Source organism: Bifidobacterium ramosum (assembly GCF_009299505.1).
Taxonomy (GTDB): domain Bacteria; phylum Actinomycetota; class Actinomycetes; order Actinomycetales; family Bifidobacteriaceae; genus Bifidobacterium; species Bifidobacterium ramosum.
Genome location: NZ_WBSM01000008.1, coordinates 135,467 through 150,613 on the forward strand (window position 1 = coordinate 135,467; position 15,147 = coordinate 150,613).

At 65.0% G+C, this 15,147-nt stretch carries 10 protein-coding genes; 2 read left to right on the top strand and 8 right to left on the bottom strand.

The window, feature by feature from the left end; all coding sequences use genetic code 11:
* Positions 1–61 precede the first annotated feature (61 nt).
* From mfd to DSM100688_RS08320, 5 genes are all read right to left on the bottom strand, one after another.
* The gene (gene mfd / locus DSM100688_RS08300) at positions 62–3,640 is read right to left on the bottom strand and encodes a transcription-repair coupling factor (protein WP_152358622.1); all 3,579 of its coding nucleotides are present in this window, start codon (positions 3,638–3,640) and stop codon (positions 62–64) included.
* Positions 3,630–4,229: an aminoacyl-tRNA hydrolase gene (gene pth / locus DSM100688_RS08305; protein ID WP_152358623.1), complete on the bottom strand. Its 600-nt coding sequence runs from the start codon at positions 4,227–4,229 to the stop codon at positions 3,630–3,632. Before pth ends, mfd begins: the two co-directional genes overlap by 11 nt.
* Before the next feature lie 507 nt (positions 4,230–4,736).
* On the bottom strand, positions 4,737–5,261 hold the full coding sequence (locus tag DSM100688_RS08310; RefSeq protein WP_163146902.1) for a GNAT family N-acetyltransferase: 525 nt from the start codon (positions 5,259–5,261) through the stop codon (positions 4,737–4,739).
* Positions 5,262–5,345: 84 nt separating this feature from the next.
* Positions 5,346–6,515 carry a nucleoside hydrolase gene (locus DSM100688_RS08315; protein WP_152358624.1) on the bottom strand — a complete coding sequence of 390 codons (1,170 nt, stop codon included), beginning with the start codon at positions 6,513–6,515 and terminating at the stop codon, positions 5,346–5,348.
* Positions 6,516–6,517: 2 nt separating this feature from the next.
* Positions 6,518–7,591, bottom strand: a complete 1,074-nt coding sequence (locus DSM100688_RS08320) for an ABC transporter substrate-binding protein (RefSeq protein ID WP_152358657.1) — start codon at positions 7,589–7,591, stop codon at positions 6,518–6,520.
* Positions 7,592–7,997: 406 nt separating this feature from the next.
* Between DSM100688_RS08320 and DSM100688_RS08325 the strand changes: the two genes are divergently transcribed.
* Positions 7,998–8,798 carry an ABC transporter permease gene (locus DSM100688_RS08325; protein ID WP_152358658.1) on the top strand — a complete coding sequence of 267 codons (801 nt, stop codon included), beginning with the start codon at positions 7,998–8,000 and terminating at the stop codon, positions 8,796–8,798.
* Positions 8,799–8,937: 139 nt separating this feature from the next.
* On the opposite strand, the gene DSM100688_RS08330 is transcribed toward DSM100688_RS08325, so the two are convergent.
* Positions 8,938–12,195 (bottom strand): UPF0182 family membrane protein, encoded by a 3,258-nt coding sequence (locus DSM100688_RS08330; protein WP_152358625.1) that lies wholly within the window; start codon positions 12,193–12,195, stop codon positions 8,938–8,940.
* Positions 12,196–12,370: 175 nt separating this feature from the next.
* On the opposite strand from DSM100688_RS08330, the gene DSM100688_RS08335 reads away from it, so the two are divergent.
* On the top strand, positions 12,371–13,639 hold the full coding sequence (locus DSM100688_RS08335) for a glycoside hydrolase family 3 N-terminal domain-containing protein (protein ID WP_240811851.1): 1,269 nt from the start codon (positions 12,371–12,373) through the stop codon (positions 13,637–13,639).
* 317 nt (positions 13,640–13,956) lie between these two features.
* Here DSM100688_RS08335 and DSM100688_RS08340 read toward each other — a convergent pair whose 3' ends face one another.
* Positions 13,957–14,292 (bottom strand): branched-chain amino acid transporter permease, encoded by a 336-nt coding sequence (locus tag DSM100688_RS08340; protein ID WP_152358626.1) that lies wholly within the window; start codon positions 14,290–14,292, stop codon positions 13,957–13,959.
* Positions 14,289–15,110 (bottom strand): AzlC family ABC transporter permease, encoded by an 822-nt coding sequence (locus tag DSM100688_RS08345; protein WP_152358660.1) that lies wholly within the window; start codon positions 15,108–15,110, stop codon positions 14,289–14,291. Before DSM100688_RS08345 ends, DSM100688_RS08340 begins: the two co-directional genes overlap by 4 nt.
* Positions 15,111–15,147: the final 37 nt, after the last annotated feature.

The following is a 15,147-nucleotide window of genomic DNA, read 5'->3' on the forward strand; positions in this document are numbered from 1 at the left end:
CCAATATGATACCTGCTCACGCCAATCGATAATGGCACGAGCAGGTATCAGCTGCAGAGTTTTACTTCTTCTTCGGCGTCCACGCGAAGTCGTTGAGCAGGTCGTTGGTCCAGTCCATGACCAGGTCGCCGCTCATGGGGCCGGAGCCGAGCGAGCCGGCGAACGGCGACGGGATCAGGTACGTGTGCGTGACCGGCCGATACTGGGCGCCCTTGTAGATGCGGTTGATGCGCATCTGGATGGATTCGGGCGGGTCGATCCTGCCGACGCGCACGTTGCGCCCTTGCGCGATGATCTCCGAGATGCCGAGTTTGCGCGCCCTCATACGCAGCCGCGCCACGCCGAACAGCATCTCGAACTCCTCCGGCAGCTTGCCGTAGCGGTCCGTGAGCTCCTCGGCCAGATCGTGCAGGTCGTCCTCGGTGTGGGCGGCGGCGAGCTTACGGTACGCCTCGAGCCGCAGCTTGTCGGAGTCGATGTAGTCCACCGGAATCGACGCCTCGATCGGCAGGTCGATGGTCACGGCCAGCGGCTCGACGCTCTCCTCGGGCGCCTTGTACGCCTCGACGGCCTCGGAGACCATGCGGATGTACAGGTCGAAGCCGACGCCTTCGATGTGACCGGACTGCTCGTCGCCGAGCAGGTTGCCGGTGCCGCGCAGCTCGAGATCCTTCATGGCCACGTCGAAGCCGGAACCGAGCGCCGTGTTCTGCGCGATGGTGGCGAGACGGTCGTGCGACTGCTGAGTCATCGGCTTGGTCGGATCATAGAGGAAGTACGCGTACGCGCGCTCCCGGCCGCGGCCGACGCGTCCGCGCAGCTGGTGCAGCTGCGACAGACCGAACTTGTCGGCATGATCGACGATGAGCGTGTTCGCGTTCGAGATATCCAAACCGGTTTCGATGATCGTCGTGCACACGAGCACGTCGATGTCGCGGTGCCAGAAATCGCGGATGATCTGGTCGAGCTGCTTCTCCCCCATCTTGCCGTGCGCGATGCCGACGCGCGCCTCGGGCACGAGCTCGTGGATCTTCGCCGCGGTCTTGGAAATGTCCTGCACGCGGTTGTGCACGAAGAACACCTGACCGCCGCGCAGCAGCTCGCGCCGTACGGCCGCAGTGACCTGTGCGTCCTCGTACGCGCCGACGTACGTGAGCACCGGCAGACGGTCCTCGGGCGGGGTCGCGAGCGTCGACATCTCGCGGATGCCGGTCACGGCCATCTCGAGCGTGCGTGGGATAGGCGTCGCGGACAGGCTCAGCACGTCCACGTTCGTGCGCAGCGCCTTGAGCGTCTCCTTGTGTTCGACGCCGAAGCGCTGCTCCTCGTCGATGATGACGAGGCCAAGATCCTTGAACTTGATCTTCGGGTTCAACAGCTTGTGCGTGCCGATCACCACGTCGACCGCGCCGGATTCGAGCCCTTCGATCGTCTCGTTGATCTCCTTGGTCGTCTGGAAACGGCTCATCGCCGCGACCGTGACCGGGAAACCCTCATACCGTTCGGAGAACGTCTCGTAATGCTGTTGGACGAGCAGCGTGGTCGGCACGAGCACGGCCACCTGCTTGCCGTCCTGGATCGCCTTGAACGCGGCGCGTACGGCGATCTCGGTCTTGCCGAAGCCGACGTCGCCGCAGATCAGACGGTCCATCGGCACCGGCTTCTCCATGTCGGCCTTGACCTCGTCGATCGTGGTGAGCTGATCGGCCGTCTCCTGATACGGGAACGCGTCCTCCAGCTCCTTCTGCCACGGGGTGTCCGGGCTGAACGCGAAGCCGGGCGTGCGCTGTCGCGCCGAATACAGTTTGACCAGATCCTCGGCGATCTCGTGCACGTGCTTGCGCGCCTTCGCCTTGGTTTCGGCCCAGTCGGAGCCGCCGAGCTTGTTGAGTTTGGGGACCTCCGCGCCGATGTACTTGCTGACGAGGTCGAGCTGGTCGGTGGGGATGAACAGTTTGTCGGCCGGGGCGCCGCGTTTGCTCGGCGCGTATTCGATGACGAGGTATTCGCGTGTGGTCTTGTTCGTGCCGGAGCCGATCTCGCGCTGTTTCATGCCGACGAACCGGCCGATGCCGTGCTGTTCGTGCACGACGAAATCGCCGGGCTTCAGTTCCATCAGGTCGATGGCCTTGCGGCGGCGTTTCGGTGTTTTCGCGACGCCGGCGGCGGACGAGCGGCCGGTCAGGTCGCGTTCGGTGAGCAGCGCGGTTTTCGCGGCGGTGTCGACGAAGCCGTCGACGGCCTGCGACCGGATCGTGTCGAAGCTGGCGATGCCGGTCTCGTTGATCGCGCGCTTGAGTCGTGCGAGCGTGCCCTGCGCGGCGGCGGTGACGGTGACGTGGTATCCGGCGTCGATGAGGCCTTCGATGCCGGCGGCGGCCTTCGCCTCGTCGCCGCGGTATTCGCCGGGGTTCTGCGCGGCGAGCTGCACATGGTTCGGCATGGTCGTGTCCACGCCGAAGCTGGACAGCTTCCACACGTCGTGATCCGAATACTCAAGCCCGTTGATCGTCTCTTCGAAGTCGAGGAAACTGGCCTGGTCAAACGTGATCGGCGCGCCGGCGCCGTGTCCGGCGGCGGCGACATGCCAACTGGCGGCGAGGAATTCGTTCGCGGTTTTCGCGAGGTCCTCGGCGGCGCGGCGTAGTTTCTCGGGATCGGACAGCATGACGATCGCATGCCGGTCGATCATGCCGGCGATCGGCTCCATGTCGTCGATGAGCGCGGGCATGAGCGATTCCATGCCTTCGACGGGGATCGCGTTGGCAATGGATTCGAACATGTCGTCGGCGTTCGGAATTTGCCCGATGAGGCTCTTCGCGCGATCGCGCACGGCCTGTGTGAGCTGCAGTTCGCGGCAGGGCGTCGCCCAGATGGTGTGCATGCCGTTGCCGTACGTGCGCTGGTCGGAGGCGTGGAACTCCCTGATCGTGTCGATTTCGTCGCCGAAGAACTCGATGCGCACCGGGTGTGGCGCGGTGGGCGGGAAGACGTCGATGATGCCACCGCGCACGGCGAATTCGCCGCGGTCCATGACGAGATCGACGCGCGTATACGCGTTTTCGACGAGCCGCCGGGACGCCTCGTCGAGCGACAGTTCCTCACCTTGCGTGAACACGAGCGGCTCAACGTCGCCGAGTCCCTTGACGACCGGCTGGATGAGCGAACGCACCGGCATGACGAGGATGCGGATCGGCCCGAACATCGGATCGGTGTCGCTCGGGTGCGTAAGCCGGCGGAAGACGGCCATGCGGCTGGCAACAGTGTCGGCGCGCGGGCTCAGACGCTCGTGCGGCAGGGTCTCCCATGCCTCGAGCTGGGCGATCTCGTTCGGATCGCCGTCATACCAGGAGCGCAACGCGTTCACGGTCTCTTCGGCTTCACGCCCGGAGGCGACGACGAGTACGACCGGCGCGCGGCGCGCGGCCACTGCGGCGGCCAGTGCCGGGCGTAGGCCTTCCGGTATGCCGATGGTGATGGCGGGGTCGATGTCCTTGCCGGTCACGGCGTCGATGTCGCCGACGATCAGTCCGTGGAACTGAGGGTCGCTGCCGAGCGCGTCGAGGATGCCGGTCAGCGATCCGTCGGTCGGCATGACGCCGTTCGATGTCCCGCGCGTCTGCGCTGCGTCAGCGGCCATTGAACTTCTCCTGGGTCTTCGCGAGTCCGTTGAAGATAATGTCCTCGGCGGCGTCCGCACCGTCCATGAGGAATTCGGGCAGTTGTTTGCGCTGGTCGGGGCCGAAGCCGCCGAGCACCCAGTTGATGGTGTTGTCGTGCGCGTTGGCGCCGCGCTTCGCGTGGCCGACGCCCATGCGCACGCGCGCGTACTTCGGCGTGTTCAGCGCCTTGTCGATGGATTTGATGCCGTTGTGGCCGCCGGCCGATCCGCCGGCCTTGACCTTGATGCGGCCGAATTCGAGGTCCATGTCGTCATGGATGACGACAATGTGGTCGGGCTGGATCTGATAGTAGGCGCTGATCGAGGCGACCGCGTTGCCCGAATCGTTCATGTAGGTGAGCGGCTTGGCGAGGAAGAACTTGACGGTGCGGCCCTGCAGGTTCATCGCGCCCTTCCCGAGCATGGCGAGCCCCTTATGGTCGGAGAACGCGACGGACCAGCGTTCGGCGAGTACATCGGCGGTCATGAAGCCCATGTTGTGCCGCGTGTCCTCGTACTTCTTGCCCGGATTGCCCAGTCCTACGATCAGCCAAAAATCAGATGCCATTGCCCTGTTCCTTCGTGTTCCCTTGTCATCGTTCCACCGTCCATCACGGCATTGCCGTCACGGTGTTCGACCGTACGCAAACACACGAATCATACCCGTTCCCGCCGTCATCGGCGGCATCCGCGGTGAGATCACCGGCCCGGCGAGGTCACGCGATGGCATATCGGCGTCGTTTTCCCATCGCGTGACCGTATATCTGGGTCACACGATGGTAATTCCGGCGCGTTTGCCATCGCGTGACCAGCGATATCGTCACGCGACGGCATTGACACGATACTCTGCCGTCGCGTGACCGTGTATTGAGGTCACACGATGGAAGATCGTCCCCGTTTTGCCATCCCGTGACTCACAGCCGATCACGCGATGGAAAAACAGCGTCATTTCCATCGCGTGGCCTCCCCTCCCCCGCACCGGCCAGATCAGGCCCGACCAGCCAGCCGAGGAACAGGACCGTCACGTGACCCCACTCACCAGACGTATCAGGACGGCCGCACAGGACCGAACCTGTCACAGCTTCTTGTACCAGTAGCTCATGTCGTGGAGCGTATCGTCGCCGGCGGTAGTCACGGCGGCCGGCAACAGGCCGAACCGGGTGAAGCCGAACCTGCGCATGAGCGCGACCGAGCCGGCGTTGTCGGCGTAGATGATGGCCGCAGCGTGGCGGAACCCGCGCGCGACGGCGGCGTCGAGCAGCCAGGAGACCATCGCCGTGCCGAGTCCCTGCCGGTGATATTCGCCGGCGATGTAGTAGCTCAGTTCGGTGACGCCGTCGTAGCCGGCGCGCTGATGGAACTTCGACAGCGAGCCGAAGCCGGCGGTCGTGCGTTCGCCGGTCGCCGTATCGATCGCGTCGATGACGACGACCGGATACTTCGTCCGCGGGCTGTGCGAGTCGACCCATGCGCGACGCATCTCCAGCGACACCGGTTCGAGATCGGCGGACGCGCCGCCTCGGATGACCGCTTCGTTGTAGATGTCGGTGATGGCCTGCAGATCGGCGTCCTCAGCGGGACGAATCTCATAGTTCAGCATGTCTACCGACCATAGCACCCGGACACGCGGGCCGCACGGCACCGTATCACGCGCGCGACCGGGCATGCGGCAGGCCGGACGGCGTTACGCCGCGCACAGTCCGGCGAGCCGGTCACGGAACCGCGCGGTGAAGCACGGCGCGTCGACGGTGAGCGCGACGTGCGCGGTCTTGTGCGGGTCGCGCAGCCGGGTCGGGTCGCCGATGGTGCGGCCGCGGAACCCGTGGCCGTTGCCGGTGGCCGTTTCGGTCATCATGTTGACGTCGAACAGGCCGACGAGCGTCGGGTCGAGCGCGACGGCCGCGGCGAGCGGGTCGTGCAGGGGGCTGCCGGCGAGGAAGATCGGGTCGCTGGCCTCGTTCGCGTCGATGTAGAAACGGACCATGTCGGCGAGGAACGCGCCGCGCCGCGTGCCGGTCGCCCGCCACAGGTCGGCGTCGTCGCGCGTCATCAGGCACTGGTGCGTCACGTCGAGGCTGATCATGGTCACATCCGCGCCGGAGCGGAACACGCGGTTCGCGGCCTCGGGATCCTGGAAGATGTTGGTTTCGCAGATCAGGTCGTAGCAGTTGCCCTCCTGCGTGAGCGAGCCGCCCATGATGACGAGCCGCAGGTGCGGCACGATGTCGGGCGCGAGCCGGATGGCCGCGTCCACGTCGGTGAGCGGGCCGGTCGCGACGACCGTCACGTCACGGCCGTATGCGCGCACCGAGTCCACGATGAACCGCACGCCTGCGCCGTCGCGGGATGCGGCGGCCGCATCGGCGAGCGCAGTGGATTCGGCCGCCGCATCGACGTCGATACGCTCGCCGCCGACCGACTTGGTCAGTCGCGTGCGGAATGCGGCGACGGATGGACGGGCGACTGTCGTGTCCATGCTCGCTGCGGTGCCGGCGATGTCATCGGCATCGCCGTCTATGGCCACATCGTCCGTGGCCGCATCGTCCGTCCGGCCGTCCAGATAATCGGCCGGATCGACGTTGCCGAGCCCGTTGGAGCCATGGAAACGGGCGCATCCCGCGTCGACCTCGAACAGGTCGGCCCAGGATGGCGCCTCGCATCCGAGCATGACCGGAATGTCCTCGCGCCCGAACAGTCGCAGCACGGCGTGGTTGTTGCACACGGAGTCGCGCGCGGTCACGTTGCCGTAGGTACCGACGACGCCCAGAAGCTCGGCCTCGGGCGAGGCGAGCAGATAGCACAGGGCGAGGGTGTCGTCGATGCCGGTGTCGACGTCGAGCACGAGGCGGGTCATGGTTACTTGGCTCCCTTCAGGAATTCGTTGGTGGCGCCGTCCTTGGCCTGCGGCACCTTGTCGGTCGGGTTGCCGTTGGCGTCGGTGTAGGCGTGGCCTTCGCCAAGGAAGTCGAAGCGCTTCTGCGTTTCGACGAAGTCGTTGGTGCCGAGCACGAACGAGCCGTCCTTGATCTTGGCCGGGTCGCCCCAGTACTGGCCGTCGACGATCACGTGCATGCTCTTCTTGACGAACGCCTCCTCGAGGTTGTAGTCGGCGGCGTCCTTGGCGAGGATGGCCGCGGCGTCGTCCGGGTTCGAGTACGCGTACTCGTAGCCCTGCTGGGCAGCCTGCACGAACTTACGTACGACGTCCGGCTGTTCCTTGATCATCTTGTCGCTGGTGATGATGCCGATCGCGTCGCCGTTGCCGGGCACGCCGTAGTCGGGCTCGCTGAAGCAGTTGAGCTGCGGGCCGTACATTTCGGCCTGCACGCCCTCCCACGTCGAGTAGAAGCCGCCGAAGTCGGCCTTGCCGGATTCGAGCGTCTTGAACGTGGACGTGCCGACGGTCACCTTGTCGAACTCGCCTTTGCCGCCGTCGTTCTGGATCATGCGCTTGATGACGATGTCGGACTCGTTGCCGCCGAACGTGGCGAACGTCTTGCCGTCGAAGTCCTTCGGGGACTTGATGGCGGTGTTGCTGGCGAGCGCGCACCAGATGGCGCTCGGCTTCTGCTGGACCTGCAGGACCTGCTTGATGTGCGCGCCCTTCAGGTCGGTGTAGCTGGCCGCGTTGTACAGGTTGGACAGCGCGAATTCGGCGACGCCGTTGTTCACGGCCTGCTCGGCGCCCGCCTGTGCGACGGCGACGATGTCGACGTCGAGGCCGGCGTTCTTGAAGTAGCCCTTGTTCTTGGCCACGTAGACGCCGATGTGGTTGGTGTCGGCCGTCCACGCGAGCATGAACGTGACCTTGGTGAGCTTGTTCGACGAGGTGTCGGAGGCGTTGTTGGCGGTGTTGCCACAGCCTGCGACGGCGAATGCCATGGCCGCGGCCGCGCCGGCCGCGAACACGCGGGTGATGGTGGTACGCATGGTTGACATGAACGTCATGATGATTCCCTAAATCAGTTCTTCTCGTAAACGCGGTGATACCGCGCGTCGCGCTCTGGGACGCTTTCAAGCGGAGTTCGACAGAGCACGACCGGAGGGCCTGATTCCGCTTGCCCAATGCCCCCGGACGCTGCCATCGATATCCATGCCGTCCGGTTTGCCACACATTGGCGCTGAAGCACTGCCATTGTACCTGCACGGTTGACAACCGCCGCCACAGTTCGGGGAAAGTCCGCGAACCGTTCATAATGGGTCATGGCCGTATGGGCCGTATGCGTACGGCCTGTCGGGTTTCGGACGAAACGGCGCGCGGGCTCCTCACCTTACCGCAGGTCGCCTTTCGTTGGTGGAGCATGGGATACCCCACGGAAAGGGGAAGGTGACGATGATGGATACTCGGCACGACGATCTGGAGGAACGCCGCGAACGTATCAAGGATCGGATCGCGACGACGACGGCCGTGATCATCCTGCTGGCCGTATGGGAGGGTTGGGTGCGGCTCGCGCATATACCGGCGAGCATGTTCTCCTCCCCCACGCAGATCGTGCAGGCGACGATCGACGCGTGGCCTACGCTGTGGCCGGCGACGCAGGTGACCGCGTTCGAGGGATTCGTCGGTTTCGCGTTCGCCGTATTGGCCGGCATACTGGTCGGTATCGCGTTCTACTGCTTCCGTACGCTGAACGCGGCCCTGTACCCGCTGCTGTATGCGGCGCAGACGATGCCGCTGATCACGATCGCCCCGCTGTTTCTGATCTGGTTCGGGTTTGAGATCTCCGGCAAGATCGTCATCACCGCGTTCTGGGGATTGTTCCCGATCGCCGTGCAGACGATCCGTGGATTGAAGGCGGTGCCGCAGTTCTATTCGGATGTGGCGCTCACCTGCGGCGCGACGCCGGTGTGGACGCTGTGGCATGTGAAGCTGCGCGTGGCGGCTCGGCAGATCTTCGGCGGTGTGCGCATCAGCGCCGCCTATATCTTCGCCACGGCCACGACGGCCGAGTATCTGGGCGCGCGCAAGGGCCTCGGCATCTGGCTGCAGGCCGCGTACAACTCGTTCCGCACACCGCTGATCTTCTCCGCGACGATCGTGATCGTGGCGCTGACCGTACTGCTTATGGCCATCGTGAACGTGTGCGAGCGTGTGCTGCTCGGACCGGTCGAGAACGATGAGAATCCCGACGAGTGATCGTTCGGCTGCCGCGTATGCGTCGACGATGGCATGCGATATGACGAGAGGGGGTCGCGGTTCATCCCGTTATGGATTGATGAACCGCGACCCCTCGCTGGTACTCGGACGGTGATGTCCGAACCGCAGGCGCCCCCTGCTACTGCTGCTCGAGCTCGAGGGCCTTGTTGATCGCCTCCTGCAGCTGTTTCTGGGCGTCGCCGTAGGCGGACCAGTCGCCGTTCTTCATGGCGGAGTCCGCGTCCTTCATGGCCTGTGCGGCATCCTCGAGCGCGGCCTTGAGGTCGGCGTTCGTGGAGGCTGAGCCGGAGCCGTTCTGGTCTGAGCCGTTCGACTGATTGCCGGACGTGTCGTTGCCCTTGCCGCCGCCGGTCGTGCCGGAACCGTTCTGATCGGACGACCCGTTGCCGGAACCGTTTCCGCCCGTTCCGCCGGCCGCGTTCTCCGCGTCGCCCGCGGCCGCACCGGAGTCGCCGCCGAACACTTGGTCGAGCGCCTCGTCCAACGTATCGGCGAACCCGACCTGATCGCCGAACGCGACGAGCACCTTCTTGAGCAGCGGGAACGAGGTCGAGCCGCTCGACTTGACGTACACCGGCTGCACGTACACAAGGCCGCCGCCGAGCGGCAGGGTGAGCAGGTTGCCGCGCACCACGTTCGTGGAGCCGGATTGCAGCAGGTTGAGTTCTTTGGACACGTCGGCGTCGGCGTTGAAGTTGTTCTGCGCTTGGCCGGGGCCGGGTACGTTGGAGTCCTTGGGTAGCTCCTGCAGGCGGATCGTGCCGTAGTTCTTGCCGATCACGCCCTTCTCGCCCCCCGCGTCGGAGTCGACCGACAGGAAGCCGGTCAGGATCTCGCGCGTCGACGTGCCGGCGGGGATGTACGAGGAGGTCAGCGAGAAGATCGGCTCGTTCGTGCCACCGGTCTGCAGCGTCAGGTAGTACGGCGGCTGCAGGATATCCTTGGCCTGATCGGCCTCGGATTCAGTCGGGTCGACCGGCGTCTGCCAGAAGTCCTCGCCGGAGAAGAACTGGTTTGCGGAGGTCACGTGGTACTTGGCGAGCAGTTCGCGCTGCACCTTGAACAGATTTTCGGGGTAGCGCAGGTGGCTCATGAGGTCACCGGAGATCTCGGAGACGGAATGGTACTGGCCCGGGAAGATCTGCTGCCAGGCCTTGATGACCGGGTCGTTCTCGTCCCACACGTACAGGTCGACCGAGCCGTCGTATGCGTCGACGGTGGCCTTGACCGAGTTGCGGATGTAGTTGGCCTGCTGCGAGCCGAGGCCCTGCACGGTGTCGGACGTTTCGGTGGTCGAGTCGGCGGTCGCCGCGCCCAGATCGGTCATCTGCGAGTACGGGTACGCGTCGGAGGTCGTGTAGCCGTCGACGATCCACTTGACACGGCCGTCCACCACGGCCGGATACACGCGGCCGTCGAGCGTCAGGTACGGCGCGACCTTGGCGACGCGCTCCTTCGGCGAGCGATCGTAGAGAATCTGCGAGGCACTGGTCACGCGGTCGGAGAACAGGATCTGGTCGGAGCCGAAGCGGATCGCATACAGCAGACGGGAGAAGATGTTGCCAACCGACGGGCCGCCGTCGCCCGTGAACGTGGTGGTCGCGCCCTCCGAACCGGTCGGATAGTCGAATTCCCACGACTTGGTGCCTTCCGGCGCGCCGACGATCGAGTATTCGGTCGCGTTCGGCGAGAAGTAGATGCGCGGCTCGTACTGCTCGGAATCCGTGAGCTTGCCCTGGGTGGGGATGCCGGATTCGAAGAACTTCGGCTGGCCATCGGCGGTCACCTTGTTGCCGTATGCGGCGACGACGCCGTAACCGTGCGTGTACACGGTGTGGTCGTTGACCCAGTTGCGGTTGTCGAGTCCGTCGAGGTCGAGTTCGCGGGCGGCGATCACGGTGTCCTGGCTTTCGCCGTCGATGTCGTACTTGTCGACGGCGAGCGTGTCGGCGAAGGTGTAGTACTGCTTGGACTGCTGCAGCTGCTTGAACGTCGGCGAGACGATCTGCGGGTCGAGCAGGCGGATCTGCGCGGTGGTGTCGGCCTCGCCGGACAGCGCACCGGACTCGCCCTTGGTGGTGGCCTGATACTGTTCGACCTTCACGTTGTCGAGGCCGTACGCCTGCTGCGTGGCCTTGATGTTGCGCTGGATGTACGTCGATTCCATCTCCTGCGCGTTCGGGTTGACCTTGAAGCGCTGCAACAGCATCGGCCAGACGACGGTGAGGACCATGGAGACGACGAGCGCGGCGGCGATGGCCACGACCGGCGTGCGCCACGCCTTGAGCGCGGCGACGGCGCGCACGGTCGGCTTGGCCGGGCCTTCGAGCGCGTGTGAACGCATGAGCCAGATGCCGAGGAACACGCCGAGGACGGCGGTGATCGCGGCCATGATGAACGTGACCGGGATGGTGGCGTTGACGGTGGTGTAGGTGGCGCCGGTGATGCGGCTGCCCTGCTCGGTCAGATGGGTGAACACGCCGATGATCTGACGTGCGGACCATGCGAGCATGTTGAGGATGAGCCAGATGGCGATCTGACGGCGGGCGCGCTTGGTGACGGCGAGGATGCCGCGGCCGTGCACGGGCATGGTGAAGCGGATGCCGCCCATGAGCACGTGGGAGACGACGGAGAACACGAGGCCGACGCCGAGGAGCATGGACACGGCCGCGACCACGAGCTTGAGGCCGGGCAGCACGAACACGTAGAAGCCGTTGTCAAGTCCGAACTGCGGGTCGGTGGTGCCGAAGGACTGCGCATTGAACATGAGCAGCACGTCGGCCCAGTTCGCGTTGAACTGCGCGCCGAACACGGCGCCGACCAGCAACGAGACCACGACGGCGACACGGCGGGCGGTCTTCGAGGCGACACCCTTGCCGATCTCGATCACGTCGCCGTTGATGCGGATCGTGGAGCCGTCGTCCGAATCGGGGCGTGCACGGATCGCCAGCACGGCGGAGACGAAACCGGTCAGGGCCATAAGCAGCGCGTACGCGATCCACAGACCGACCTTAGTGCCCAGCTGCGTCCATACGACGCTCTGGAAGCCGAGCTGACCGTACCACATGAGATCGGTGATGAACTGGGCGAGACCGAAGAACAGGCCGACGATGACGACGAGCGCAAGCACGACGCCGATGAGGATCTTGCTGCCCCGATTCGAGGACGGACGGCTGGGACGCTGCGTGATGCGCGGGCCCGTCGGGCGGCGCGGCGGCTGCGACGGACCGCCGGCGGCACCGGAATATGGCGAGGATGCGGTGTCGCCGTCCGTCTGGACGTTGAGGATCACCGGATCGTCGCCGTTGTCGGCTCCCCGGCGATCGCCGCCCTGGGAACCGTCGAACAATGGACCAAACGCATCGAAAAATGACATGGTCCCAGCGTAGCGTCAGGTGCGGAGGGGCTTACGCCCAGAGCTTGGCGGGAATGCTTTCAGCTGACGTTCAGCGAACGCGCGGCGCATGTGCAATACCAGAGCAGCTGAACGACGTCGACCAGCCGCCTTGGTATCGATCATCGGCACGGCGAACGTGCGATAATCGACAACTGTGAAACGTTCTGATGACCGTATCGATCGGATCCTGCGCCGTGTCCGTATGACGTGTGCGACGCTGCTGTGCGCGGCGCTGACGTTGGCGCTGACATCGTGCGCGCCGCTGCCGGACGGTACGACAGACGCGAACGCCAGTGGCGATACCGGTACCATTGCGCCGGCGGATACGCCGACGCTGATACGCCGTGCGCTGATCCGTGCCGCGGTGCCGGCGCCGATGGACGCGAATCAGGCCCGGGCACGGCGTGCGGTCGCGTCGATGAGTCTCGAAGAGCAGGTGGGGCAGCTGATCATGGCGCCGCTGTATGCCGGTACCGATCCCGCGACGATGCAGTCGCTGATCGGCGAACGGCATGTCGGCGCGGTGTTGATCATCGGCAACTGGAATGACGGCGTCGCGTCGGTGCGCGCCGCGGCCGATACGCTGCAATCGTATGCGCCGGCCGGCAACCGGCTGATCATGGCGACCGACCAGGAGGGCGGTCTGGTGCAGCATCTGCAGGGCGCCGGCTTCGATGCGATGCCGTCCGCCGTCGAGCAGGGGCGGATGACCGCGGACGCGTTGCGTTCGGCCGCGGGCGTGTGGGGCTCGCAGCTGGCGCAGGCGGGCATCAACGTCGATCTGGCGCCGGTGGCGGATACAGTGACCGTCGATCGTACGGCGAACGCGCCGATCGGCATGTTGGACCGTGATTTCGGGCTCGATGCGGCGGGCAATGCGGCGCATGCCGTCGCGTTTGCACAAGGGTTGCGCGACGCCGGCGTGTGGTCGGCGGTCAAGCATTATCCGGGGCTGGGAGCGGTGACTGGCAACACGGATTTCACCGCCGACGGCATCCTCGACACGACGACCACGGAGGCCGGTCCGGAGGTCGGCGCGTTCGCGACGGTGGTTCGGCAGGCCGATCCGGGACTGGTGATGATGTCGCTGGCGACGTATGAGCGGATCGACGCCGATCATCCGGCCGCGTTTTCGTCCACGATCATCGACGGGCTGCTGCGCGGCACGGACGGTTATGACGGCGTGGTGACGTCGGATTCGCTGTCGGCCGCCGCGGTCGGCGCGGTGCCGGTCGATCAGCTCGGCGTGCGGTTTGTGGAGGCCGGCGGCGATCTGGCCTGCATCGGCGAGACCGACTACGTACAACCGATCATCGACGGGTTGCTGGCACGGGCGCGTTCGGACACCGGGTTCGCCGCCAAGGTCACACGGTCGGCGCGCCGTGTCATGGCGCTCAAATACCGCATGGGACTGGCCGTCTGACCGTCGCCACGGCGGCGTCCACGTCCGACCGGCACCACGTCCCCATCCGCCGTTCCTATTCTCTAACGGACATACAGCCGATTTCGTGGCCGAATCGGCTGTATGTCCGTTAGAGAATAGGAACGGAAACGAGCAGGCGCGGCAGGGGAACAGCAAGTATTACAGCCCCGATTACGTCTCCGATTACGATTCATCGATTACGATTCATCGATTACGATTCATCCGTCTCAATTCCCCAACGGACATACAGCCGATTTGTCCCCGTAATCGGCTGTATGTCCGTTGAAGGGAGGGAACGCGGATATGGACGACTCCAGCTAGACGAAGACGAGCTGGACGAGCAGCATGTAGAGGATGGTGCCGCCGGCGATCGACAGCAGCATATTCTTCTTCCACACGTGCAATGCGATGATCGCCAGCATCGCGATCGCCTCGGGAATCCCGTGGCTGCCGGACATCAGTGACACGTCCTTGAGCGAATACACCACCAGCAGACCGGTCATCGCATATGGCAGCACCTTGCCGAGATAGCGGATGAACCGCGGCGGCTCCTTCGACTCGGGAAACAGCAGAAACGGCACGAACCGGGTGAGCATCGTACCGAACGCGACCACGGCGATCGTCGCCACGGCCTGCCACAGGCTCATCGTCATCGTCCGTTCTCCTTCTGCTCGCCCTGTTCATCGTCCGCGGTCTCGGCGGCCGCCGTTTCACCGTCCGTCGTCACCGTTCCAACCGTTTCGTCGGCCTTCATGTCATCCAGATACGGCCGCAGCACGGCGAACAATATCAGCATCAATACCAGCGCGGGAATCATGAACCGGTCCGCACCGAACACGCACAGGCACAATGCGGACGCCAGCACGCCGATCATCGCGGGCGCGTGCCGCCTCTCCCCCATCCACTGGTCGAGAAAGATCACCAGGAACAACGCCGTCAGCACGAATTCGATGCCGCGCGTCGAAAACGGCAGCAGGCCGCCGACCAGCCAGCCGAGCGCCGTACCGCCGATCCAATACCAGCGGTTGAGCAGCGAAACGAACAGCATAAACCAGCCGCGGTCCGCGTCCGGCGGAATCGTCGCGGACGAGTTGATCGCGAACGTCTCGTCGCACATCGCGAAGATCAGATACGGCTTCTTCCAGCCCATGTTGCGGAATTTGCCAAGCATCGACAGACCGTAGAACAGATGCCGCGCGTTGACCATGATCGCCAGCAGGAACGCGGCGAGCGGATTGAACGCCGATAGCAGCAGGTTCACCGTGACAAATTCCATCGAACCGGCGAAGATGAAGAACGCCATCGAGACCGGGTACCAGAACGCGAAGCCCTTGGCATGCATGAGCAGGCCGTAGGAGCAGCCAAGGAACAGAAATCCGGCGGCGATGGGCAGGGTCAGCGGTAATGCGGCCTCGAAGGCGCGCCGACGGCGTGCGGGCGCGTCGCCGGAAGGTGCCGGCGCCGGAGGCATAACCGACGTCGCAGTCGGCGTGCGTGTGGTCTGGTCT

What these genes read in the sequence shown, in the direction of transcription:
- mfd (WP_152358622.1), bottom strand. Translation starts at nt 3,640, where the DNA reads ATGGCCGCTGACGCAGCGCAGACGCGCGGGACATCGAACGGCGTCATG.
- pth (WP_152358623.1), bottom strand. Translation starts at nt 4,229, where the DNA reads ATGGCATCTGATTTTTGGCTGATCGTAGGACTGGGCAATCCGGGCAAG.
- DSM100688_RS08310 (WP_163146902.1), bottom strand. Translation starts at nt 5,261, where the DNA reads ATGCTGAACTATGAGATTCGTCCCGCTGAGGACGCCGATCTGCAGGCC.
- DSM100688_RS08315 (WP_152358624.1), bottom strand. Translation starts at nt 6,515, where the DNA reads ATGACCCGCCTCGTGCTCGACGTCGACACCGGCATCGACGACACCCTC.
- DSM100688_RS08320 (WP_152358657.1), bottom strand. Translation starts at nt 7,591, where the DNA reads ATGCGTACCACCATCACCCGCGTGTTCGCGGCCGGCGCGGCCGCGGCC.
- DSM100688_RS08325 (WP_152358658.1), top strand. Translation starts at nt 7,998, where the DNA reads ATGGATACTCGGCACGACGATCTGGAGGAACGCCGCGAACGTATCAAG.
- DSM100688_RS08330 (WP_152358625.1), bottom strand. Translation starts at nt 12,195, where the DNA reads ATGTCATTTTTCGATGCGTTTGGTCCATTGTTCGACGGTTCCCAGGGC.
- DSM100688_RS08340 (WP_152358626.1), bottom strand. Translation starts at nt 14,292, where the DNA reads ATGACGATGAGCCTGTGGCAGGCCGTGGCGACGATCGCCGTGGTCGCG.
- DSM100688_RS08345 (WP_152358660.1), bottom strand. Translation starts at nt 15,110, where the DNA reads ATGCCTCCGGCGCCGGCACCTTCCGGCGACGCGCCCGCACGCCGTCGG.